This window comes from Sporomusa intestinalis, from assembly GCF_055383785.1.
The window spans coordinates 3,349,267-3,372,853 of the sequence record NZ_AP042390.1 but is presented as its reverse complement, the minus strand read 5'-3'; the positions used below and the strand labels follow the sequence as shown (position 1 = coordinate 3,372,853).

The window sequence follows — 23,587 nt, the reverse complement described above, 5'->3', positions numbered from 1 at the left end:
AATGAGCACCAAGCGAACGAAAATGACGCGCCAACAAAGACTGGCCCTTGTTTTGGGCTGCCTGCTGTTCTCAAGCTGGTGGCACATGCCGCCGGCCCTGGCGGCGGAGCAGCCCGATGAGACCGTGATCACGGAGGAGGTGGATGTCACCGACACCCGGCTGCGGGAGCGCCAGGCCATCCAGAAGACCGAGATCACCGCCGCCGAGATCAAGGCCCAGGGGGCGGAAACCGCGGCCCAGGTCCTGGAGAAGGCGGCCGGCATCACGGTCAGCGGCAACAACATGCAGGGCAAGGCCGCGGTCAGCATTCGCGGCAGCGACGCCAACAATACCAAGGTCTTTGTTGACGGCGTGCCCTTAAGCCCGGTGGGGGACGGCGTCGTCGACCTGAGCAATATCCCGGCCGACAGTATTGAAAAAATCGAGGTGTTTAAGGGCGCGGCCCCGGTCCAGTACGGCTCCGACGCCGCCGGCGGCGTCATCTACATCACCACCAAACAAGGCGGTAAACAGGCCGCGACGGCTTCCGTTGCGGTCGGCAGCTGGAATACGCAGCGCCAGAACGCCGCGGTGAGCGGCGGCACCGGGCAAGTCGATTATTTTTTCAATTACAAGCATGAGACCACCGACGGCTATACCTGGAATACCGAGAAAAATGCCCGGTTCTACGACGGCAAGCTCGGCCTCCGGCTCAGCGACAGCGCCTCGCTCAGCCTGTCCGGCAGCTACGCGAAAAAATACGAAGAGCTGCCCGACCGCTATGATGAAAACGGCGTGATGATCACCAACCCCGGCACCGGCGGCACGGTCGGCAATCCGTCCAACACCAAGGGGTTCTGGTACCGCACAGGCATGCTGCGGCTCGACCCGGCTACCGAGTGGCGCGGCGGCCTGGCCTACAACCAGCGGCTCGGCGACAGCAGCGACCTCAAACTGACCCTGTATAAAGCGGCGGAAAATAAATCCATGACCGCAACCCACGTCCCGGGTCTGCTAACGGTTACAGGCGGCCAGGAGTCGGCGGCCGGCGTGCGCGGCTACCAACTGGAACATACCATCAAAACCAGCCCGGTCAACACCGTCCTCTGGGGCTACAACCAGGAACGGCGGCGGTTTGACCAGGATACCGCCTGGCAAGGGTATGATGAGGTATATGATCGTTTGGAATACGAATGTTTTGTCCCGGCGCGGTACCGGTACGACAGCCGCAGCTACTTTCTCCAGGATACGCTGAAGCTGGGCAAGCTGACCGCCAGCCTGGGCTACCGGCATAACACCGTCGAGGATGATCTGCGCATGGACCCCAACCAGCACGCGATCGACTTTGCCGGCTACCAGCCGGTCACCGTCGCCACGTCCCGGACCTTTAAAAATCCGGTGGCCGGCTTCAGCTACGCCGTCAACGACCGCACCGACCTGCACGCCTCGATCGGCAAGAGCTTCCGCTATCCCCAGCCGGCGGAGATCGCCAGCGGCGCGACGGTCGGGACCACGCTGCCGCTGGTCAAGCCGGAACAGACCCTCAACCGCGACCTGGGCGTGGCCTACACCACCCCGGACGGACTGCGGCTGGACTTCACCTATTTCAACAAGAAGGTGACCGACAAGATTCAGAGCCGGGCGGTCATCGGCCAAACGATGTTTGAAAATCTGCCCGAGGTAACGATGACCGGCTTCGAGGCCGGCCTCAGCCAAAAGCTCAGCGACCAGTTCAAGGCCTTTGCGCAAATCACCTATACTTCGGCCGAGAATCCCAAAGCGGGCCGGCAGGTCAACGATCAGCCGAAGTATAAATATTCCGTGGGCATGAACTACACCGGCAGCCAGGGGCTGAAGGCCTATCTGGCCCTCAACTATGTGGGCAGCCGGTTCAGCGATTTTTCCAACGGCACCGGCAATAATCCCAATGACCCCGATCCCGGCGTGCCGCCGGAATTCCGGTCCGTTTCCCTGCCGGCCTATGCCACCGTCGACCTTCTGCTGACCAAGGCGCTGAAAAACCGCGAATACTATATCAAATTCAACAACCTGCTTGATAAGCAGTACTATTCCGGCGCCTATCTGATCGCTCCCGGCCGGTACGTCGAATTCGGCACCGATATCAGGTTTTAGCAGGGCTGTATGCTTGGCGGCGGCGCCGGGAGTACTCCCGGCGCCGCCGAAGTTGATAGGAACGCCTGTTTCTCCCGCCGCCTGCTGGGAACAGCAACGGCCGGCAAACGCCGGCCGTTACCGTGTACCCTGGGCAGCCTAAGGGCTTAGATTCCGCTTAGCGGAGCTGACGCTGCTGACGCTGCTGACGTACCTGGCCTTTGGCCCCAGCAGAGGACGAGCCGCCGGCGAGCGGGGCCAGATATTCCTGGGTCACAATTGCCTGGCCGTCGGGGCTGAGAACATAGGTGAGGAAGGTGGCCTCAGCGCCGACAGGTTGGCCTACGGTGACCATGTTGAAATTCCGGATGACCTTGTATTGGCCGGACCGGGCGGCAGCCAGGTTGACTACCTGGCCGTCCAGGTTGGGCGCTTTGACGGCGCTGGTGAGATAGCCCATGGACAGGAAGCCGATAGCGTAGCGATGGCTGGCGCCGGCGACCGCCGCGCGGAGAGCCTCGTTGGACTCCCACTCATTGGCCGCGGCGACAGCGCCGTTATTGAGGAAATATTCCTTGAAGAAATCAAGGGTCCCGGAAGGAGCGGTGCGGGAATTGACAACAATTGTGGCGTTAGGGCCGCCTACATCCCGCCAATTGGTGATTTCGCCTTTAAAAATAGCGGCAACCTGCGCGCTGGTGAGATTTTGCACCGGGTTTAAGGGGTTAATGACGACTGCCACCGCGTCGCGGGCAATGGTGGTAGCCACCAGCCCCTGAAGAGCTTCTGCCGGTTTCAGGTCACGGGAAATATTGCCGATGTCTGATGTGCCGTTGAGCACGTCGGTGATGCCTTGACCGGAGCCGCCGCCTGTAATGGTGATGGTCAGCGTGTTGGGATACCTGTTATTAAAATCAGCCTTCAGATCATTGGCCAGCGGCTCGACGGAAGTGGAACCGCTCAATTTCAGGGCGTCGGCGGCCATGGCCGGCTGCAGGCCTGTCACTCCCAGCATCACGGTGGCCAGGGTGCCAACCAAAAGTTTTTTCCACAGGGCTTTTTTACTCATTTGTAGTAGCCTCCTCATTTTTTGTTTTTTGGTTCGGGGTTTTCGGGTTCGGTCGGCCTGCTTATGGATAGTACGCTGGCGGCATGCTGCTGATCCCTCCTTTCGCTTTTATGCCTGATAGGTCCGCAGGGAGCATAATAGCCGGCTTGATATCGAGGCTGAGGTTGAAGCGGTCGCTCCAAGCATATTGCCGTATATTGGAATAAAAGCCTGGGGGGCTTAATTCCCGCTTGGCGCCGGGGGCGGTAATCCGGGGGAGCGGGGCTGAGAGCCCGGGGGCGAAAGCCGTTGGTTGGCTTTGCTGCGAATACCTTGCTATATATTGGTACAAGCTCCTTTTTTTCCCATTGTACTATGAATAGACCATGAATAGGTTAAGGAATTGTTAATAATTTATTATAATTATTAGAAAATAATTGATATTATGTAAATGTGATTATCTGCGACGCGAGGTGGCTTGTCGAACAGCCTTTAGCAGGCAGTTTGTTAAGAAAAGAACGCGAAATGTTAAACGAGACTTAATATTTTCATTGAAGGAATTTCCAATAATGGAAGAAATATAGAAGATAGGCGCATGATGTAACATCAGTTATAAATTGCGCGGGATTTTTTATCGTTGGCTGAAGGGAGGAATGGCGGATGCGTATCAGCTGTGGAAAAATGGTAGCTGTCACTATGTTGGCAATCCTGCTGCTGCTGAATATGTCCTTAGTGACCTGGGCCGCTGCCGGCGGAAGTACCGTTATTGACGCTTATTCGCCATCCCAGCCGAACGCCGCGGCGCCGCAGGACGGGCAAGGTCCTGCTGTTGCCGGCCTGGACCCGAACTGGCCGCAAGATACGGTTTGGCCGAATGCCGGCAGCGATTGGTCTTTCTCGCAGCCGTTGGTTATTCAACTGAAATATGTCAAGCCGACTCATGTTAAAGACCTGATCAGCTCCCTGATCCCGGCTGACCGGCTCAGGGTGGATTTCATCAATAGCAAGCTGGTCGCCCTCGGCGACGAGGCGGTGTATGACACGGTAAGGGCGATCATCGCGCAGGTTGATCTGCCGCCACGGCAAATCATGTTTGAAGTCGAGGCGGTTGAAATATCACGGGAAGACTATAAAAATCTGGGTATTGACTGGGGCGCAACTACGGCTTTGCCCAGCGTTCCCCCCTCCGACACCCTGGTAGACGCCCCCCTGACCGGTTCCAAATTCCGGGTTGGTTTCGGGGCCTATGGGGTTAACTTTGCGGCTACGATCAATCACCTGATCGAAGAAAAAAAAGGCCGCCTCCTGGCCAGCCCGCGGATCGCCGCCCTGGATGGGCAAAGGGCGCAGATCCTCATCGGCGATAAGCTGGCGGTAGAGAGCCGGCAGGTAGCAAACGGCAGTGAAATTACCTCTGTCACGTATATTGACGTAGGGATAAAGCTGGAGGTAATGCCGACGGTGAATGACGACGGCACCATTACAGCCTATATCAAACCGGAGGTAAGCAACAAAACGGATCAGACCAAAAGCGGCAATCCCAACATCCGCACGCGGCAGGCCGAGACGACACTGCGCGTAAAAGACGGCGAGACCATTGTGATCGGCGGGTTAATTCAGCGGCAGGACACGCAGGATGCGTTCAAAACTCCTTTATTGGGCGATTTGCCACTCGTAGGCTCCTTATTCCGGTCTACCAATAAACAAAAGAAGGAAACCGAGCTTGTAATTTTAATCACGCCGCGGCGGGTTGAGCCATGAGCAAGCTGCTGACAAGCTGTATAGGGGCCATGCTGGCCGTTCTGCTGCTTACTTTAGTACCGGCTGCGCAAGCGGCGGCCGCAGCGCCGCTGGAGGTTGTTTTACGGTGGGCTCCGGTTATCGAGCAGCAAAATTATTCAACCACTCCGGTAGAGCGGGTTAATGTCTTTACCCGGGTAAATTTTGACCGGGATTGGCGTACCAATAATAATGCAATAAATATACCTTTTATCAACGTTGTTGACCCGGCGGTGTATTATTCTCTGGTAGAAAGCACAACCCACTATTTTGTGGGCTATTATTTGTATTATCCGCGTTATGGGGGAAGCGAGGAACATGAAAACGACATGACCGGTGTGCTGCTGGCGCTGCGCAAGCCCGGATTAGGGGCTGAGAATGTCGATATGCTCTTGTCCTACAGCAATGGCAAATGGCAACGCTGGCAAGCCGGCAACAGCCTTTCCTCGCAACAACGCTTGATGATAGCCGTTAAATCAGGTTCTCATGCCATGGAACCCACCGGTACCTCGCCTCAACCGGGTGCCCGGGTGTTTTACCCCGAGGGTGGCAGTTTGCCTAAAGAGCAAAATTATTACCGTTTAGTGAAGCTTGCCGAATTGTGGCAGCGCCGCGATGATATCGGACCCGGTCGCGTATTCGACCGCTGGGGTTATTTTGACGGCTATTATTACAAGCATACGGCCGCGCCCTGGGTATGGACTCATAATGGTATACCGTGGCTAAGCAACCCCGGTGAATTGCTGCAGGATATTCTGCGTTTGAAAAAGACGGCCATCATCTATCAAAATAATGAATATCGCTGAAGAAAATGATAGCGTGTGGTACATTTGTCGTAGGTTGCTGCAGCGTAACCTTTTCGGGCAGAAACAGGAAAAAGGTCCGGTAAAGCAGCTTGCCTTACCGGACTTTACCTCGCTCGTAAAAATATTACTACGGTGAGTGGCGGTGGAGTATAATGAGGCTCACGAATGTTGAATTCATCATCTTGCACATTCTGTATGAACGAGAGGCGGTTTCCGGGTACGAAATTGACCGGTGGCTAAAGGCGCGAGGCTACCGGGAATGGGCCGGTATCGGGACGGGGTCCGTCTATGTGGGGTTGGCCAGGTTAGGGAAAAAACGGCTGGTCAGCTCATATCTGAATACCGCCAAGCATGGCCGAGGCCCGCTGCCCAGAAAATTCTCCATTACCGCTGCCGGCAAAAACGTGTTCGCGCAGGAGATCCGGGCAGCGCTGTCGTCGGCAAGGGAAAGGGATTACCGGTTCGATTTAGCGTTTGCGGCCAGCCCCCTGGTGGCGGCCGCAGAAGTCGTGGCGGCGCTGGAACAAAGAAAAGCTTTTTTAAAAGAGGCAGCCGAACGTGTAAATTCGCTGTTTGAAGAGCAAGGGGGGCCGGCGCTGCCGTTCAACCTGCAGGCACTGTTCAAACACCCGCTATTATATATACAAAGTGAAATTGCCTTCGTCAACAGCCTGCTTGATAAGTTATAATTTTGCAAGTAAAAAATTAGCTTACTGGTTGATACATTAAATCAATCAGTAAGCTTTTTTATCTATTTATACTATTTACGCCACTCTCTGGAACCAATTCAGCCGAAATTGCCGTTCAAGTAATTCTCAGTTTCCTGGCGGCAAGGCTTGACCAGCAGGTCGGCGGTCACGCCGTGCTCGATGAGGCGGCCGTTCAGGAAAAAGGCGATGCGGTCGGAAATACGGCGGGCCTGGCCAAGGTTGTGGGTGACGATGACAATGGTATAGTGACGCCGGAGGTCATGGAGCAGCTCCTCGATATGGGCGGTGGAGGCCGGATCGAGCGAAGCGCAGGGTTCATCGAGGAGTAGCACTGCCGGTTTTACTGCCAGCACACGGGCAATGCAGAGGCGCTGCTGTTGGCCGCCGGACAGCGACAGGCCGGAGGTGGGCAGCTTGTCTTTGACCTCATCCCAAAGGTTGGCCCGCCGGAGGGCCTGTTCCACGATTTCCGCCAGCATAGTCTTGCTGATGTTCTTGACCTCGCTGCTTTCCCGCACACCGAAAGCCACATTATCAAAGATGGACATGGGAAATGGATTGGGATGCTGAAATACCATGCCCACGTTCTGGCGCAAGGCGGCCAGGTTGATGTCGCGGTGGTAAATATCCCTGTCGTCGATTAACACCCGGCCTTGGAGGTAAAAAGTGCGATGCAGGTCGTTCAGACGGTTCAGGCAGCGCAGGAAGGTGCTTTTGCCGCAGCCGGAGGGACCGATGATGGCCAGGATCTCCCGCGGATAAACGTCCAGGTTAACCTCCGCCAGCACTTGCTGCGGGCCGTACCAGGCGCGGCAGTCGCGGACAGTTATGTTCGGTTTTTTTTGTTCCATGTTATTCTTTTACCTCCCCGCGGCGCGAAAAATAGTCCACGCAGAAATTGATAGTCAGAATGAGGATAATCAGTATCACCGCTGCGCCGAACGCTTTGTTGGGGGAATTGCCCTCTCCGGCCGGTGAGGAATAATAGATGTAGGAGGTGAGTGTGCTGCCGGTGTTTTGCAATGTCGTCCACCAGTTGGCAGGCAGCCACCACTCTTTGGCGCCGGTCATACGCATGCTGCCGCCCAGGCACAGCCAGACAATGGCCGTGTCGCCGATGATGCGGCCGATGCCGAGGATCGTGCCGGTAACCAGCCCGTTGCGGGCCGACGGCAGAATGACCCGGCGGATGGTGCTCCACTGGGTGGCGCCCAGGGAGTAGGCCGCATGGCGGTAGTTCGCCGGCACGGCTTTAATCGCCTCCTCCATCGTTTTGATGATATACGGCAGAATCATGATCGCCATGACGATGCCGGCGACCAGGAAGGAGCGCCCGAACGCCCGCGCCACCGCCACTGCCTCCACTTTGGTGCTGAGGAATGCCAGCTGGGGATAGGTAAAAATGGCGATGCCGAAGATGGCAAAGACGATGGTCGGCACGCCGGCGAGGACATCAATGCCTGTGCGCAGGCTTCGCACCAGCCGGTTGTCGGCGGCGTACTCCGCCAGGTAGATGGCAGTACCTAGCGCCAGGGGCAGGGCGATGGCGATGCCGAGCAGGGTCAAGAGCACCGAGCCGATCAGCGGTGCGAGAATGCCGCCGCTCAGCTCTTCTTGCAGGCTGGGCTTAGGGTCGGTAAATAGAAACGACGGGTTAATCACGCCTGCGCCTTGAACGAACAGGAAAACAATAATACTGGCGCAGACGAGGATGGTCATCAGGCTGGCTACGCCGCAGAGCAGCGGACCGGCGTTACATCTAGCCTTCATTTTGCTGTCAGCACTCCTTTCTCCACCCGCCGGGAAACGAAGCGGGCCATCAGACTCAAAGCCAGGCTGGCAAGTAAGAGCAGAAAGCCGAGGGCGAACAGCGCCGCCTCCAGGGTGGGCACATTCATCCCTTCGGCGTTATCGACAATGGTGGAGGCCATGCTGCGCAGCGGCTCAAGGAAAAACACCAGGCCATGCGCCGGGTTGGGCAGGAAAGCCACGCTGCCGCTGACCATACACAGGGCAATGGCTTCACCTACTGCCCGGCCGGCAGCAAGGATGGCGCCGGCCGTGATGCCCGGGCCGGCCACCGGCAGAAGCAGCTTGACAATGGTGCGCCAGTGGCTAACGCCCAAAGCCAGGGCGCCTTCCTTGTAGGAGCGGGGTACTGCCCGCAGGGCGTCAACCGCCAGCGCGGTAAAAATGGGCATGATCATGAATGACAGCACGATGATGCCGGCCAGCAGGCTGGACCCGTCAAGGGCGGCGATATTGATGTGCCGGGCTGCCAATTCATCGCTGATAAACGTCTGCTGGATAAAGGGAACCACGACGATCAGGCCGACCAGGCCGAAAATGACGGACGGGATGGCTGCCAGCAGCCGGATTACCGATTCCAGCAGCGACTGCAGCCGGTAAGGGGCCAGCTCGGCAATGAAAATAGCGCAGCCCAAGCCGAGAATGACCGCCACAATCAATGCTCCTACCGTAGTGTAGACGGTGCCGGCGATCAAGGGCAGCGCCCCAAACTTCCACTGGGGACCGATTTCACCAGCCATCCAGGAGTCATAAAACTGCTGATCCCAGCCGCCGGTGAGGATGAAGTTCAGGCCGTTATATTGCAGTACCGGCAGCGCTTTTTGGACAATAAAGAAAAGCATGAAGACGATCACCAGGCTGCAAAACACGGTTGCCGTCAGCAGCGAATATTCAACAAATTTTTCTTTTGTCCGCCGCCAAAACCACCAATCGCGGCCGGCCTTCAGCCCGGCCGTTGCTGGCGGAACCGTCGCATTACTTGACGGCTGGTGTATATTGGGCATATTTTTCACCTTCTTAGCAGGTAACGGCCGGCATTTTGCCGGCCGTTACCTGTGTAGTTTAAAACTTATCCCCGGTTATAGCGGTGGCAGGTATTCCTTAGTTACAATTGCCTGGCCTTGGGGGCTGAGAATCCAGTCAATGAAGGTTTTCGCCAAACCGGTGGGCTGACCGCTGGTAATCAAGTTGAAATTTCGCACCACCTTGTAGCTGCCGGACCGGGCTGCGGCCATATTGACTTCCTGGCCGTCCAGTCTGGGGGCTTTGACGGTGGCGTTAAGATAGCCCATGGAAAGGAAACCAATGGCATTTCTGTTGGCGGCCACTGCCTGACGGACCAAACCATTGGAAGCATGCTGTTTGGCCGTGGCGACAATATTGCCTTTACCAAAGAAATGTTCAACAAAGTAATCTAAGGTTCCGGAAGGAGCGGTGCGGGAATTGACAAGAATCGGGGCGTTATTGCCGCCTACCTGCGACCAGTTGGTGATTTCGCCTTTAAAAATCCCGGCTACCTGAGCGGTGGTGAGATTGCTTACCGGGTTGGAGGGGTGAACGATGATCGCAAGCGCGTCCCGGGCGATGGTGGTAGAGGCCAGTCCTGTGGCGGCCTCGGTCGATTTTAGATCACGAGAGGCACTGCCAATGTTTACTTTGCCGGTGGCTGCGTCATTGATACCAACACCAGAGCCGCCACCGGTAATGCTGATATTTACGCCGGGATTCTGGGACATAAAGGCCTGCGCCAGTTCTTCGGATAAGGGCTGAACGGAAGTGGAGCCGCTGATTTTCAGGCTGCCTTGGGCGGCCATAGCGGTTGACCCGATCAGCAGAATTGCTGTCAGGCATGCCAATATTTTTTTACGCACTGTAAATACCTCCATTTTCATTTTGTTGATTGACTTTTTTCCTAGCCGCAGTGTCGTGGTTATTATTATTGTTGGTGCTCACGCTCCTCCCTCCCTCTTTCTACGCCTGATGCGCTCCACAGGCAGCTTAGTATCTTTGGCACAGGGATAGTTGCTGTTTTCTACTATGAAACTACAATATAATATTTCATAAATAAAAATATTTCTATTATGTAATATTAAACTAAATACCTAAAGTAATTTTGAATAGATTTTGCTATATGATTTCGAACATAGTGTAAAGCATTATTTTCCAAAAAGCAAGAACCTCTAACCAAAATTAACCAATAATTAACAAATTTTTAACAAAGAGGGCGGAAAGAAGAGCCATTTCCCGGCACCGCTCAGACCACTGCTGGGCATATCGTTCCAACGCGGTGAAAAATTGTGTTGCATACTCAGGGAAACCAGGCTTGCCGGCAAAAAACTTAACATAGAATTAATACTGAATTAACTCAATAAATGCCCAATATAGTTACACTATAATTAAGAAGTAATGACAGGAAAGGCTAGGTGGGCTTTATGAGTTTGGCGCTTATAAAACCGGAAACTCCAGCGGTACGCTGCCAGAGGCTGCGTCATCAACTTTCCTTTGCCGAAAAGATATTCGCCAGTCGATGCCAACTGCAGCTTATGTATTTGGAAGCAAAGCGACGGCAGGAGGAACGTGAACTGCAGGCAGCGGTGGCGGAGTGCCAACTACTAATTCAAAATTTGTTAGCCTCGTCGTTAGCGAAGGCCCGCAAGCAAGTCAAGTCCTTAGCTATTGACCTAATGACGGAAAAAGAAGCTTATCGTACCGAAGCGATCGGCAGGAGAATCATTAACCAGCAAACGATTAATAATATCCTGGAAAAGGCAGGCCTCCAGATTAGTAAGACCTGGAACATCCCCGTTGAACCGGTAACAAAAGCATTATTGAGTACAGCCGACATTGCGGCCTATACTCCCCTCAGTTCGATGGGGATGATAGGACAATATAAAACCACGGTAGCGATAGCGGAAGCAGTATATAAGGCAGTTCAACATGCATGTGAAACAAGCTTGGATGAAATGAGTCCGCACTGGCTGATAAAAAAGACACTGAAACAGTTCAATATGGCAGCAGTTGTATTGAAAGCAACCGGCTGCCAGCCTGCGGACGAGCGGCAACGGTGTCTAGCCAATATTGAAAAGTGTATAGACAGTATGCTCACCAATGTGTATTATCAATTGTCGCGGCGTTGTACAAAGCAGATTGCCTGCGTGCTGTATCAGCTAAATGTAGCGGTGCCGCATAGGCGATTATATTTAGTGCCGAAAGTCATGTAATTGCGAAAGCAATGCATGGCTTTTTTTGTATGAAGCGGATAAGAATGGGGATAATATTTATATTCTTACGAACGTAATAAGCAGCAAGGAGAAATCCTTGCTTTCACTTTTTTCAGCATTGAGCGGAGGAGGCAGTTATCTATTGGCAGCAGAAATAGTAGTAACAGATGAATATCGCTTCTTGCCAGGCCGGTTGCGCATCGTCATACCGGGACTAAAGCGTAATTCCGATTTTTCCCGGTATCTATGCAGCGAACTGCTGAAGAAAGAAGGAATACGGCTGGTGACTGCCAATCCGCTGACCGGCCGTGCTTTAGTCCACTTTGATTCGTCAGCTATCGGTTTGGCTGAGCTGCAAAAACTAATCGCAGCGGTTAGGGAAGAATACCCCCGGCAAAGCAATCGTAAGCCAGTAATAGTTTCTGCGGCGGGAACTGTACGAGAAACAAAGGCGCATGCCCTGTACACGCTGGCCACAGGCGGCGTACTAGCCGGATTAGTGGCTAAGCGTGCTCTCGTAGGCCGCTCGCCCTTGTCCGCTTCACCGCATGTATTTAACCTCGCGGCACTCATTACCATTATTTCAGGATACCCGATTTTACGCAACGGAATCAAGACGCTGGCTAAGAAAAAGCAGGTAAATCATGATCTGGCTTTGTTTTTGGCAACCTTGGCTTTATTAGCAATGAAAGAAAGCATTACGGGTTTGTCGGTATTGTGGATTGTACACATTACCAACCTGTTTCGTTTAATGATGCAAATCCGCTCGCAGCGCGGCGTCCAGAAGCTTTTAGACAGCAAACAACAAACAGCTTGGCGCTGGTCAAATCAGCAGAAAGAATTAGTGCAAGGCAATGAATTAAAAGCAGGTGATATTGTTGTCGTACATCCAGGGGAAAGTATCCCGGTAGACGGGACGATTGTTGTTGGTAAAGCGGCAGTCAGTCAGGCGGCTATCGCGGGAGATCATCAGCCGCAGCTAAAGGTGAGCGGGGACACCGTCTATGCGGGAGCGCAAGTTCAGGCAGGAGCGATCAAGGTGCGGGCAGATAAGGTAGGCGATGCTGCTTCGGTAGCACAGATTGGCCGCCTGATCAGCCAAGCGCAAGCACGGCAGCTAAAGGATTCGCCTGCCGACATATATACGGGAAAGTTAATGTGGTGGGCAATTGTTATCGCCGGCGGGGTCTTTTTCCTTACCCGTGACTGCGTGCGTAGTCTGGCGATACTCCTGGCAGGCTGTCCGGCGGCAATTTCACTGGCTCGCAGTGCAGCGCTGGGGACTGCAGCCGCCGAAGCTGCCGGCAGGGGAATCTTTGTGCGGGATCTTGAGGCACTTGAGAGGGCCGGTCAAGCGGATACCGTTTTGTTTGATAAAACAGGAACATTAACAACCTCGTCGCCAACAATCTCCGCCGTGAGTACCCTTGTTCCCGGTTTTGATGAGTCTGCCATACTTAGTCTTGCCGCCTCGGCCGAAAGGTCTACCAGCCACCCTCTGGCCAGAATGCTGGTTAATGAGGCGCGTAGCCGGGATCTGCCTATTTTGCCTGCCGAAGGCCGTTCGATTGCAGGGTATGGCGTAAAAGCAACCGTCGATAACAAAAAGATATTGGTAGGCAATCGGCTGCTAATGGAACAGGAAAAGGTCCCGATTTTCCGGGCCACAACCAAAGCCAAAAGAATTGAGCTTTTGGGTGATAGCAGTATCTATGTTGCGGTAGACAGACGGCTGGTTGGTCTCATCGGCGTGCACGACAGCATCAAGTCTCAGAGCTACGCCGGTATTCACGAGCTTCGCTCACTGGGGATACAGGATATTGGCGTTGTTACCGGTGATACGACTTATCCGGCAGAGCATGTTGCAGCTGAACTTGGCCTGCAAGCGCACTGGGATTCGATGGTGCCCGAGGATAAGCTGAAGCTGGTGGAGCGGCTCCGGCATGAAGGTAAAAAGATTGTAATGGTGGGGGACGGAATTAATGATTCACCGGCGCTGGCGGCAAGCGATGTTGGTATTGCTATGGGTTTAGGCGGTACGGAGCGGGCTATCCGGACGGCTGATGTTGTACTTGCTTGTGACGACCCCCGCAAAGTGGCCGAAACCATTCGCCTCAGCCGTCATGCCAACGAGGTAGTCAGGCAAAACATAGTGCTTTCAGTTGGTTGTAATGTGGCGGGTATGGCGCTGGCCGCAGCCCGCTTTATATCTCCCGTGACAGCAGGGCTTTTGCTGAATCTTAGCACATTGGCCGTTATTCTTAACTCGGGCCGGTTGTTGTCTTCGCGAAAGAAAAAGCGCCCACCGATTGACCTGCAGCAATTTGCGGCAACAGGCAGTAAAGTCGCGGCTGCTACAGCGGTACCTGATAAGGTGGCGCTGAAGCCTGCAGACTCTTCGCCCTGGCATGCCACACCCTGGGCAGAGGTGTGTGGTGTGTTGGAAACATCGCCTAATTTTGGTTTGTCTGGCCGCGACGCCCAGCTGCGTTTTGGCCAATATGGCCCCAATACACTGCAGGAGGCGGAGCGGCCTTCGTTTTGGAAGTTGCTCGGTGACCAGTTTAAAGACTTTATGGTGCAGGTACTGCTTGGCGCTGCGGGCCTTTCCTTCGCCCTGGGCAAGGCCAAGGATGCGCTGCTGACTGTTGGCATTGTGGCGGCTAATGCCTTCCTTGGCGTAGTGCAGGAAAAGAAGGCGGGCAGTTCTTTAGAGGCCCTCAGGAAGCTGGCGGCTCCTCAGGCCCGCGTGATCAGAGGGGGGCGTACGGTAAGGCTTGCTGCGGAAAGCCTGGTGCCGGGAGATGTAATTTTACTTGAAGCCGGAGACCGTATACCGGCAGATGTACGCTTGCTAGCTACCTCACATTTTGAAGTGGAAGAGTCCGCACTGACAGGTGAACCGCTGCCAGTTCGTAAAGAGGCTAATATGACTTGTCCGGCGGAATATCCGCTGGCTGATAGGCGCAACATGGTATTCATGGGCACCTGTGTGACCCGCGGCCGGGCGAGTGCGGTTGTGGTTGCCACAGGCATGGCTACGGAAATGGGAAAAATAGCGGCCCTTATTCAAAGCCATGAAGAAGAGGTAACACCGCTGCAGCGGCGGCTGGAGGAAGTTGGCAAGTATCTTGTGTACGGCTGCCTTGGGGTATCGGGCCTGGTATTTTTCATAGGTCTATTAAGAGGAGAACGGATACTGAACATGCTGCAAACTGCCGCAAGTCTGGCAGTGGCGGCCATTCCGGAAGGGCTAACCGCTATTGTCATCATCGCTTTGGCGATGGGAGTTCAGCGCATGAGCAAGCGCAATATCATAGTCCGTAAGTTGTCGGCTATTGAAACACTAGGCTGTACTACCGTGATTTGCTCTGATAAGACGGGGACGCTGACCCAAAACAAGATGACGGTACGGGAAATCTATACCGGAGACTGCAGCTGGCAGGTAACAGGTGAAGGCTATGCACCACAGGGAGAATTTCGCTTACAGGGAGAAACGATGAATCCGCTGCACTGTAATGAATTAATGCTGACCCTTAGCAGCGGTTCACTTTGCAGCAATGCCAGGCTGGTCGAAACCCGGGCCGCGCAGGGCAAGGTAGTACCTATACATAAAGAGGCTACAGTTTGCTGGGGAATTGACGGCGATCCAACTGAGGCGGCTATTGTTGTTGCTGCTGCCAAGGCCGGTCTCACTCAAAGCCTGTTAGCAGAAACCTACCAGCGCATAAAAGAGTTCCCGTTTGAATCAGAGCGGCGCATGATGTCAGTGGTATACGAGCACAAGGACAAGAAGACAAAGTCAGTATATTGCAAAGGCGCTGCCGATAAAATTCTGGCAGCTTGTACCCATTATGTAAGGGCCGGTCAGGTACTTTTACTTGATGATGCAGTCAGGGAAAAAATCGAGCAGGTGAATGCAGAGATGGCCGGACGAGCGTTGCGCGTACTGGCAAGCGCATATTGTGAGTTATCTCATTTCTCCGAGGCGGCAGAAAGTTGCGACATCGAAACAGGGCTGGTTTTCTGCGGCTTAGTTGGCATGATCGATCCACCGCGGCCGGAAGTGCCGGCAGCAATTGCAAAATGCAAGGCTGCCGGGGTTAAGGTTGTCATGATTACCGGCGATCACCCTCTGACAGCCAAGGCTATTGCCTGTGAGCTTGGACTGGTGTGCAGCGATGGGCGTATTGTTCTTGGCAGTGAGCTGGAGAATATGTCTGATACGGAACTGGAGAATATCGTGGTTGCCACGAATGTTTATGCCCGCACCTCTCCACAGCAGAAGCTTCGTATCGTCAAAGCGTTAAAGCAAAAGGGCTACATTGTTGCAATGACCGGCGACGGCGTCAACGATGCCCCGGCGGTGAAAGCAGCGGATATCGGTATTGCCATGGGGATTATGGGCACAGATGTAACCAAGCAGGCCGCCAGCATGATATTGGCGGATGACAATTTTGCTACTATCGTGAGGGCAATGGAAGAAGGACGTTCGATTTATGCCAATATCCGTAAGGCTATCCGTTATCTGGTTGCAACCAATATTGGGGAAGTAGTTCTTATGCTGCTGGCCGCAATTGTCGGACTGCCGCTGCCGCTCATCCCGCTTCAACTGTTGTGGATTAATCTGATTGGCGATGGTTTTCCCGCCATTGCGCTTGTGAATGATCCACCGGCGAAGAATATAATGAATAAACTCCCTAAGACGGCCGACAAAAGTGTTTTCTCCGGCGGCTTGGGGCGAAAGGTAATTACCCGCGGCTTGGTTATTGGTCTGACCAGCGCAGCGCTTTTCGCCTGGAAACTGGCACGGACCGGTGATCTTATTTGGGCGCGGACCATTGTAATTGCGCAGCTTGTCATCAGTCAGTTTATTCATATTTTTGACTGCCGCCTGGAGAAGGAATCCGGTCAAGTGGGCCTCTTTAGCAATCCTTGGCTAATTGGCGCGGTTGCGCTTTCTATGGGGATGGTGGCCGGTATTATTCATGTTCCCGTGCTGCAGCGGATTTTTGGTACGGTTAGTCTGACCGGCATAGATTGGATGGTAGCCGCTCTTTTAGCGGGTGTCACTTCTCTGGTTGATTTTGGTATTGAGGGCATATTGGAACGGCGGTGCATTCTTCCGGCATAGATTAAAGCTGCCGCAGATACTGCCTGCGGCACCGATACTCATAACGAAAACCCTCCGAAACTTATTTCGGAGGGGCCGGTATGGGTGCAGGTTTTTCTGGCAACGGAACGCCTTTTTCGCGTTAACTGGGGCCAATATCCGGGATTTCTCCCTCTAATCCGTTAGAAAAAGAACCGGTTTTCTTCTCGCTGTTCAGCTCTGGCGGTTGTGCTTTGTTGTCGACAAAGGGTGCTGTCCTAAGCTCCTTAGCCTCATTGACAATACTATTCCATTCTTCACGGGCGGACTTTGCCTGCTCTTTTAAGGCCAGCAGGCCGGCGGTAGTGGATACTGCCATTTTGCGGCTTTTGTTTTTTACAGAGGTGCCCACCGCTTTAACGGCGGGACAGGGATCATTGCAATCTTCCTTCTCTCTAGCCTCTTGCATAATGCTTTCTGCGTTTTCCCTCATCTTGGCAGCTGCATCTTTAACTTTATCGCTGACCATTAATGCGCCTTTGGTGGCTAGGACGGCAGCGGAGCGTAACCCACGGCGGACAGGCGGGAAGGCAAGCACCACGGCCGCTCCCGTTGCTGCCAGCAGCACCGGAGAACTGCGGCTAAGCATGCGTGAACCTATGTGAAAAATATTCATCCATAAAACCTCCTTTGCTATATTTAAAATTTCCCGCTATGAGGGTGTTTATGTATTGTAAATAGTAGTGATTTACGGTGCAGTTATGACTGGCATGTCGGCTGCAAATTTTGGATTACTAGCAATACGGTATACGCAGCAGTAGCCTTTCTCCGGCAGAATAGTCGGCCGAGGGGAAGCGGCAAAGGCAAGGTAATATTATTCCAGAGACTTGACATAGCATAAATTACAGTAGTATATTTAAAATAATAAATGTGTATATACACATAAAGGCGGCATATACCATGAAAGAACATTATCGATTTTACGGCGGGCGTCTCGAGCGCTTAGCCAGTTTTACGATGCGATCTTGAAGCCTAGTGGACTTACAGTGCGCAGTTGGCACTATAATTCAATTAAGTATTAGGAGGAATTTATCTGGAAAAGACTAATTACCGTATCGCCATTGATAAAGGGTGGCGGGATCTTAAACTCAAAGATCCCGCGAATATTGCCGATGCCATGCAGGTAACTTACCTTAGCGACAAGCAGCAGTTTATAGTCCCGTTTTTTAATGAAAAGTTCATCGCTGACTGCAGCAAGCAAACCATCTATAATGCGGCAGATGGCTTGGTTCCCGGCATCGGTGCGCGTATGCTCATACTGCATTATCTTACGTTTTTTACATCCAGGAAAGAACCTGTTCTCAAGTGGGTCAGCCTTAAGGAAATACCTGGCGGCGGTATGCTGTTCTATCCTGCCTTCTATAAAGATTCCATCCGTGGTCTTATTAAAGCGTTTGGCCACCAGTCGGCACGCCTCTTAGAATGTGCCAAACAGATCGATGGCCAGCCGGCCAGTTTCGGCACTACCTCAGCTGTTTTCCAGGTATTCCCCAAGATTCCGCTTTGTGTGATTATCTGGGAGGGGGACGAAGAAGTTCCGGCCAACGGCACTATTTTATTTGATCTATCTATCGAACATTTCCTCCACATTGAGAGTGTTATCGGCGTCGGCAGCTATCTTGCCAACAAACTGATTAAATTAGCGGCGCTAAATTCCGGTGTGGACAGGGTGCCAAACTAACAAGCTCTAAAAGTTCGTGCGTCATCTGCATAAAGGCTTTTTACCCTTGCTTTAGACAAGACAGTTGTTTTGACTGATTTATGATAACCCGGGAATACTAAGCGGAGTGTATTTTCTTTAAGATAGGAGAAAGTTATGCCATCCGCTTATTGGTACTATGGATTAGTCGTTATCGCCTTGGTGCTGCTGACTGCTTCACTAATACATAGAAAAGATTGGAAGCTACTGGTGTTGCACCTAACCATTGCCGGCATAATTCATCCCTTCGAGATCATAGTATTGATCTTATTGCATGCATATCGCTACTTGCCCGGTATTCTGGCGGACCTGAGGCTGGATAACTATTTGGGATCATACGTATCTAACTCCCTCATTGTACCGGCTTCTGCGGTAGCCATAAATGCGTTTTCACTTACCTGGGAATATATCGCAGGTATTGCTGTTATCTTCGTTGGTATCGACTGGTACTTCGTGGCACTCGGCATTTATCAGCATTTGTGGTGGAAGTCAGCTTATACCGGCATCGGGCTTATCATTCTCTATGGAATAAGCAGGCGAATTTGGTCAGGGCTTCAGGAAAAGAGGCACTGTTCAGTTTTTAGGCTTGCTGTCATTTATCTAACCTATGCCTCCATCCATAATGCCAGCATTTTCTTAGCAAACAAAGGGGGGCATTTATTTAGATTTCAAGTTTCTTGGGCAGGGGATCCCGAAAAATTTCATCAGGGATTTTTTTATCTCTATCTTTTGATCACTAGCGTGATTATTACATTATTAATAGGTCTGAAGCTGCCGCTGCATTATCGGTTGCTTGGTGTTGCATTTTTGACTTTTATATACTGGATTATAGGAGAATATCATATCTTTGTTCCCCAGGTTGACGCTATTTCGGCGTGGCAGCTTATCTTAGTGCCGATAATTGTGGTGCCTATTGTAATGTGTCTTTTTCGTATAGCTAAATTAGACTACATCTTTCCTAAATAGAAAAACACTCTCAAAGCCCGGTCCATTGCGGACTTAGCGTCAGCCGAATTGATCATTTTGTTTGATAAATGGTACGTGGTGGATACTGGCTGACCTGTTGTGAAACTCGAAAATGACATTTTAGTTTTACTATGGTATGATACAATCAATAAGCTGGGAATAGGTAGCTAGGGTTCCGCCTGGACTAAAGGGGCCGTGACCGAGCGCTACAGTTCTGTCCCAACCGGACAGAAGCACCTATTGGCATAAAAAGCCCGAGGGGGATAGCTTGGCGTACTTTGCGTACGCCGAGATATCCTTCTTGGGCTTTTTTTAGTAAAAGGAGGCGTTACTATTGATGTTGGCAGAAAAATACGATGTATTCTTGCTGGATCTGGACGGGGTTATTTATTGCGGAAATCAACTGCTGCCAGGCAGTAAAGCGGCAATGGATACATTGCGGAGCATGAACAAAAAAATCTGCTTTCTTACTAATGATCCCCGGATCTCGCGCCAGGAACTGTGCGAAAAGTTGACTTGTTTAGGCATAACTGCCAGTTTAACAGAGTGCGTAACGTCCGGCTGGGCTGCGGCATGGTATCTTGGCCGGCACAGAATAAATTGTGCTTATGTGGTTGGTACGGAAAGTCTGAAAACGGAAATTTCCCAGCACGGGATAAGAGTTGCTGCTTGCGGAGAGGATTGCCAGGCCGTTGTAATTGGATATAGCGACGCTGCTGTTTTTTACGAAATACAACAAGCAGTCAATTACATTCAAAAGGGTGCGCGGTTTATTGCCACTAACCCAGATTTATCATTTCCTGGGAAACAGGGACGCTGTGTAGCGACAGGGTCTATTGTACAGGCTGTACAAGCCGTAAGCGGACAGTGTCCTATTTTCATTGGTAAACCATACGCAACCATGTTTCAACTTGCCCTGGCGCAATATACTACGCAAGCACGAGTGGTTATGATTGGCGACAGTCCGGAGACCGATATTATGGGAGCCCGTCAATGTGGGCTTGATTCAATATTAGTGAAAGGGGAACAGGCTGTTAATACTGCCTATAGAGGTTATCCCAATCCGGAGGCCACAATCGGCAGCTTACTGGATTTATTCCGCCCCGGAAATTATTCGGCCGGGCAAGAGTATGCAGCTTTTCCCTGGCCGGATACGCTAGCGCCGGGGGTAGCAGGTGTTGTTTTTAACGAGCGAGATCAGATTCTTCTCGTCAAACGAGTGGACAATGGATTATGGGGGCTGCCGTCAGGTCATGTGGAAAGAGCTGAAACCGTTACTCATGCTGTTTGCCGGGAAATTTATGAAGAAACAGGACTAACTGTAAGCGTTGAGAAGTTGGTAGGTGTATATTCAGATCCTGTTACCCAAGTATTTCGTTACCCATCGGGCAAAGTTACTCATTTTATTACCCTGTCTTTTTTCTGTCGAATAAAAGAGGGAGTTTTGCAGGTGGATCAGAAGGAAATAAGCGAAGCTGGTTTTTTCAATATTGACGACTTACCCTTACACCTTATGACTATGCATCCCCGCTGGCTGGCCGATGCGCTGGCGGAGAGAGAGCGGGCCTGGATCAGATAGCGGGAGTAGCATTGGTTAGAGGAGTTTGGGGATATTATAATTGTAGTCCACTTTCTTAAGAAAGGAATATTAGCGTGAATCAATATGTGCTTTATTTCCCGGAGATGAATAAGTCAAGTCTTCCCCTGGCCGGCGGCAAAGGGGCAAACCTTGGTGAATTGTGCCATATACCCGGGATTAACGTGCCAGCAGGCTTTTGCGTTACCACCCGGGCTTATACCGATTTCGTGAACAGAAGCGAAGAGTTTGCCAGACTGCTGGAATCTTTGCAGGCTATAGATGCTGACTCACTGAAAACTATCAAGGCAGTGGGGCAATGTATAAGGACCTATCTTGAAAATCTCGATATTCCTTTCCCTATTGAGCAGGAAATCCTCCAGGCCTGGCGGAAAACCGGCAGTCAACATGCCTATGCCGTCCGCTCCAGCGCGACGGCGGAAGACCTGCCGGGAGCGTCCTTTGCCGGGCAGCAGGATACCTATCTGAACATTAAGGGAGAAGGTGAACTGCTCTTTCATATTCGTAAATGCTGGGCGTCACTATTTACCGACCGCGCTATAGCCTACCGGGCGAAAAATAGCTTCGATCATCGCCAGGTGCTGCTGTCGGTAGTCGTGCAGCAGATGGTTTTTCCTGAAGTATCCGGCATTATGTTTACCGCTGATCCGGTGACCGGCAATCGCAAGCTGATTTCCATCGACGCTGCTTTCGGGCTGGGAGAAGCGTTGGTATCGGGGCTGGTTAACGCCGACCTTTACAAAGTTCGGGCCGGGCGGATCGTCAAAAGGCAGGTTGCTGTCAAAAAACTGGCCATCTATCCCGTAGACGATGGCGGTACGAAACAGCGGGACATTCCCTCGCCGTGGCAGAATAGGCAGGCGCTGACAGATGAGCAGATTTTGCAGCTTGAGCGCATAGGCAGAAAAAGCGAAGAACATTTCGGCTGCCCCCAGGATATCGAATGGTGTATGGCGGATGATACATTTTATATTGTCCAGAGTCGTCCAATTACTGCTTTATACCCCATCCCGGCAGCGAATGATGAAGAGCATCACGTTTACGTGTCTGTCGGTCATCAACAAATGATGACCGATCCCATGAAACCACTGGGATTGTCTTTTTTTCTGTTAACGACCCCTGCGCCCATGTGTAAAGCTGGTGGCAGGTTGTTTGTTGATGTCACACATAGTTTGGCTTCTCCTATCAGCCGAAAAACAATACTAGATACCTTTGGTCAATCCGATCCGCTCATAAAAGACGCACTTATGACCATCCTAGAGCGAAAAGATTTTATAAAATCGTCACCAAATGAGGAACCGAGTCCCGGTAAAAGCAATACAGTCCTGTCGCCTGCGGGTTTTCGCACACAAATCGAAAACGATCCGACAATCGTTTCTGATTTGATTAAACGTAGTCAAACATCGATAGAAAAATTAAAACAAAACATCCAAACGCAAGCAGGAGAGGATTTATTTGAATTTATTCTGGAAGATATCCCGCAATTACAGAAGATCTTATTTGATCCACAAAGTTTGGGTGTGATTATGGCTGCGATGGATGCTTCCGCCTGGATCAATGAAAAAATGGAAGAGTGGTTAGGTGAAAAAAACGCAGCAGACACGCTTTCTCAATCTGTACCCAACAATATCACTTCGGAAATGGGGCTGGCGCTGCTCAATGTCGCCGATGTGATTCGCCCTTATCCGGAAGTAATTGATTATTTACAACAAGTAAAGGACGATAACTTCTTGGCGAAAATGGTTACGTTGGCTGGTGGACAGGAAATCCGGGACGCTATCTGTGCTTATCTCAACAAATACGGCATGCGGTGTGCTGGAGAAATCGATATTACTAAACCTCGCTGGAGCGAAAAACCAAGTACCCTTGTCCCTATGATTCTCAGTAACATCAGAAACTTTGCGCCTAATGCCAGCCAGCGGAAATTTGAGCAGGGTCGACAGGCGGCTTGGCAAAAAGAACAAGAGTTATTAGAACGATTAAAGCGATTGCCGGATAGTGACCAAAAAGCCCAGGAAACAAAACGCATGATCGACCTAATCCGGAATTTCATCGGCTATCGTGAATATCCCAAATACAGCATGATTAATCGCTACTTCGTTTATAAGCAGGCTTTACTGCAAGAGGCCGAACAACTTGTACAAGCGGGCGTAATCCAGGCAAAAGAAGATATCTACTATCTCGCTTTTGCAGAACTGCGCGAAATCGTACGCACAAAAAAACTGGATTACCGGATCATCAGCAACCGAAAAGACGAATACAAATTATACGAGAAACTAACTCCCCCCCGTGTGATCACGTCAGACGGTGAAACTCTCGCCGGTGAGTACAAACGGAAAAATCTCCCCGCCGAAGCTATTGCCGGTCTGGCTGTTTCCGCCGGCGTGATAGAGGGACGGGCACGTGTCATCTTAAACATGGAAGACGCTGCTCTGGAAGCGGGAGATATATTAGTCACCGCCTTTACCGACCCTAGCTGGACCCCCTTGTTTGTATCCATAAAAGGCCTGGTCACCGAAGTCGGCGGGCTGATGACCCATGGGGCGGTTATTGCCCGTGAATATGGCTTGCCGGCGGTTGTCGGGGTGGAGAATGCTACCAAACTGATAAAAGACGGACAACGAATTCGCGTGCAGGGAACAGAAGGGTATGTGGAAATCCTATAAAGAGGGGAAGCATTTTCTGTTCAGTCTCCCCCCGGACCGGAA

Annotated in this window: 17 protein-coding genes; 10 read left to right on the top strand and 7 right to left on the bottom strand. The window is 52.0% G+C overall.

Features of this window, described 5'->3' with window-relative positions:
* The first annotated feature begins 1 nt into the window (after nucleotide 1).
* The gene (locus tag ACZ481_RS15950) at nucleotides 2–2,113 is read left to right on the top strand and encodes a TonB-dependent receptor (protein WP_464766339.1); all 2,112 of its coding nucleotides are present in this window, start codon (nucleotides 2–4) and stop codon (nucleotides 2,111–2,113) included.
* 157 nt (nucleotides 2,114–2,270) lie between these two features.
* Here ACZ481_RS15950 and ACZ481_RS15945 read toward each other — a convergent pair whose 3' ends face one another.
* Entirely contained in the window at nucleotides 2,271–3,161 is an 891-nt protein-coding gene (locus tag ACZ481_RS15945; RefSeq protein WP_464766338.1) for a phosphate ABC transporter substrate-binding protein, read from the bottom strand.
* A 639-nt stretch (nucleotides 3,162–3,800) separates the two neighbouring features.
* On the opposite strand from ACZ481_RS15945, the gene ACZ481_RS15940 reads away from it, so the two are divergent.
* The 3 genes from ACZ481_RS15940 to ACZ481_RS15930 all read left to right on the top strand — a co-directional run bounded on the left by ACZ481_RS15940 (nucleotide 3,801) and on the right by ACZ481_RS15930 (nucleotide 6,414).
* Nucleotides 3,801–4,901, top strand: a complete 1,101-nt coding sequence (locus tag ACZ481_RS15940) for a type II secretion system protein GspD (protein ID WP_464766337.1) — start codon at nucleotides 3,801–3,803, stop codon at nucleotides 4,899–4,901.
* Nucleotides 4,898–5,725, top strand: a complete 828-nt coding sequence (locus tag ACZ481_RS15935) for a hypothetical protein (protein WP_464766336.1) — start codon at nucleotides 4,898–4,900, stop codon at nucleotides 5,723–5,725. The genes ACZ481_RS15940 and ACZ481_RS15935 overlap by 4 nt, the downstream gene beginning before the upstream one ends.
* A gap of 152 nt (nucleotides 5,726–5,877) precedes the next feature.
* Nucleotides 5,878–6,414, top strand: a complete 537-nt coding sequence (locus ACZ481_RS15930) for a PadR family transcriptional regulator (protein WP_464766335.1) — start codon at nucleotides 5,878–5,880, stop codon at nucleotides 6,412–6,414.
* Nucleotides 6,415–6,512: 98 nt separating this feature from the next.
* Here ACZ481_RS15930 and pstB read toward each other — a convergent pair whose 3' ends face one another.
* From pstB to ACZ481_RS15910, 4 genes are all read right to left on the bottom strand, one after another.
* The gene (gene pstB / locus ACZ481_RS15925) at nucleotides 6,513–7,286 is read right to left on the bottom strand and encodes a phosphate ABC transporter ATP-binding protein PstB (RefSeq protein WP_464766334.1); all 774 of its coding nucleotides are present in this window, start codon (nucleotides 7,284–7,286) and stop codon (nucleotides 6,513–6,515) included.
* 1 nt (nucleotide 7,287) lies between these two features.
* Nucleotides 7,288–8,205, bottom strand: coding sequence for a phosphate ABC transporter permease PstA (gene pstA, locus ACZ481_RS15920; protein WP_464766333.1), 918 nt, complete (start codon nucleotides 8,203–8,205; stop codon nucleotides 7,288–7,290).
* Nucleotides 8,202–9,248, bottom strand: a complete 1,047-nt coding sequence (pstC, locus tag ACZ481_RS15915) for a phosphate ABC transporter permease subunit PstC (RefSeq protein WP_464766332.1) — start codon at nucleotides 9,246–9,248, stop codon at nucleotides 8,202–8,204. Before pstC ends, pstA begins: the two co-directional genes overlap by 4 nt.
* Nucleotides 9,249–9,323: 75 nt before the next feature.
* Nucleotides 9,324–10,115 (bottom strand): phosphate ABC transporter substrate-binding protein, encoded by a 792-nt coding sequence (locus ACZ481_RS15910; RefSeq protein ID WP_464766331.1) that lies wholly within the window; start codon nucleotides 10,113–10,115, stop codon nucleotides 9,324–9,326.
* Between the two features lie 561 nt (nucleotides 10,116–10,676).
* Between ACZ481_RS15910 and ACZ481_RS15905 the strand changes: the two genes are divergently transcribed.
* Both ACZ481_RS15905 and ACZ481_RS15900 read left to right on the top strand, forming a co-directional pair.
* Nucleotides 10,677–11,465: a hypothetical protein gene (locus tag ACZ481_RS15905; RefSeq protein WP_464766330.1), complete on the top strand. Its 789-nt coding sequence runs from the start codon at nucleotides 10,677–10,679 to the stop codon at nucleotides 11,463–11,465.
* A 142-nt stretch (nucleotides 11,466–11,607) separates the two neighbouring features.
* Nucleotides 11,608–16,599 (top strand): heavy metal translocating P-type ATPase, encoded by a 4,992-nt coding sequence (locus ACZ481_RS15900; RefSeq protein WP_464766329.1) that lies wholly within the window; start codon nucleotides 11,608–11,610, stop codon nucleotides 16,597–16,599.
* Between the two features lie 121 nt (nucleotides 16,600–16,720).
* Here the strand turns inward: ACZ481_RS15900 and ACZ481_RS15895 are convergent, their stop codons facing one another.
* Together ACZ481_RS15895 and ACZ481_RS15890 are read right to left on the bottom strand one after the other, a co-directional pair.
* Nucleotides 16,721–17,233: a hypothetical protein gene (locus tag ACZ481_RS15895; protein ID WP_464766328.1), complete on the bottom strand. Its 513-nt coding sequence runs from the start codon at nucleotides 17,231–17,233 to the stop codon at nucleotides 16,721–16,723.
* A 402-nt stretch (nucleotides 17,234–17,635) separates the two neighbouring features.
* A complete protein-coding gene (locus ACZ481_RS15890; protein WP_464770699.1) occupies nucleotides 17,636–17,881 on the bottom strand; it encodes a hypothetical protein in 246 nt (81 codons plus the stop codon).
* On the opposite strand from ACZ481_RS15890, the gene ACZ481_RS15885 reads away from it, so the two are divergent.
* From ACZ481_RS15885 to ppsA, 4 genes are all read left to right on the top strand, one after another.
* Nucleotides 17,771–18,298, top strand: coding sequence for a DUF3786 domain-containing protein (locus tag ACZ481_RS15885; protein ID WP_464770642.1), 528 nt, complete (start codon nucleotides 17,771–17,773; stop codon nucleotides 18,296–18,298). The two genes, ACZ481_RS15890 and ACZ481_RS15885, sit on opposite strands and share 111 nt — an antisense overlap.
* 135 nt (nucleotides 18,299–18,433) lie before the next feature.
* Entirely contained in the window at nucleotides 18,434–19,282 is an 849-nt protein-coding gene (locus ACZ481_RS15880) for a hypothetical protein (RefSeq protein ID WP_464766327.1), read from the top strand.
* A gap of 337 nt (nucleotides 19,283–19,619) precedes the next feature.
* Nucleotides 19,620–20,861, top strand: coding sequence for an HAD-IIA family hydrolase (locus ACZ481_RS15875; RefSeq protein ID WP_464770641.1), 1,242 nt, complete (start codon nucleotides 19,620–19,622; stop codon nucleotides 20,859–20,861).
* A 74-nt stretch (nucleotides 20,862–20,935) separates the two neighbouring features.
* The gene (gene ppsA, locus ACZ481_RS15870; RefSeq protein ID WP_464766326.1) at nucleotides 20,936–23,545 is read left to right on the top strand and encodes a phosphoenolpyruvate synthase; all 2,610 of its coding nucleotides are present in this window, start codon (nucleotides 20,936–20,938) and stop codon (nucleotides 23,543–23,545) included.
* The last annotated feature ends 42 nt before the right edge of the window (nucleotides 23,546–23,587 follow it).

Coding starts and splice junctions, on each gene's coding strand:
- ACZ481_RS15950 (WP_464766339.1), top strand. CDS start 2: ATGAGCACCAAGCGAACGAAAATGACGCGCCAACAAAGACTGGCCCTT.
- ACZ481_RS15945 (WP_464766338.1), bottom strand. CDS start 3,161: ATGAGTAAAAAAGCCCTGTGGAAAAAACTTTTGGTTGGCACCCTGGCC.
- ACZ481_RS15940 (WP_464766337.1), top strand. CDS start 3,801: ATGCGTATCAGCTGTGGAAAAATGGTAGCTGTCACTATGTTGGCAATC.
- ACZ481_RS15935 (WP_464766336.1), top strand. CDS start 4,898: ATGAGCAAGCTGCTGACAAGCTGTATAGGGGCCATGCTGGCCGTTCTG.
- ACZ481_RS15930 (WP_464766335.1), top strand. CDS start 5,878: ATGAGGCTCACGAATGTTGAATTCATCATCTTGCACATTCTGTATGAA.
- pstB (WP_464766334.1), bottom strand. CDS start 7,286: ATGGAACAAAAAAAACCGAACATAACTGTCCGCGACTGCCGCGCCTGG.
- pstA (WP_464766333.1), bottom strand. CDS start 8,205: ATGAAGGCTAGATGTAACGCCGGTCCGCTGCTCTGCGGCGTAGCCAGC.
- pstC (WP_464766332.1), bottom strand. CDS start 9,248: ATGCCCAATATACACCAGCCGTCAAGTAATGCGACGGTTCCGCCAGCA.
- ACZ481_RS15905 (WP_464766330.1), top strand. CDS start 10,677: ATGAGTTTGGCGCTTATAAAACCGGAAACTCCAGCGGTACGCTGCCAG.
- ACZ481_RS15895 (WP_464766328.1), bottom strand. CDS start 17,233: ATGAATATTTTTCACATAGGTTCACGCATGCTTAGCCGCAGTTCTCCG.
- ACZ481_RS15890 (WP_464770699.1), bottom strand. CDS start 17,881: ATGCAGTATGAGCATACGCGCACCGATGCCGGGAACCAAGCCATCTGC.
- ACZ481_RS15880 (WP_464766327.1), top strand. CDS start 18,434: ATGCCATCCGCTTATTGGTACTATGGATTAGTCGTTATCGCCTTGGTG.
- ACZ481_RS15875 (WP_464770641.1), top strand. CDS start 19,620: ATGTTGGCAGAAAAATACGATGTATTCTTGCTGGATCTGGACGGGGTT.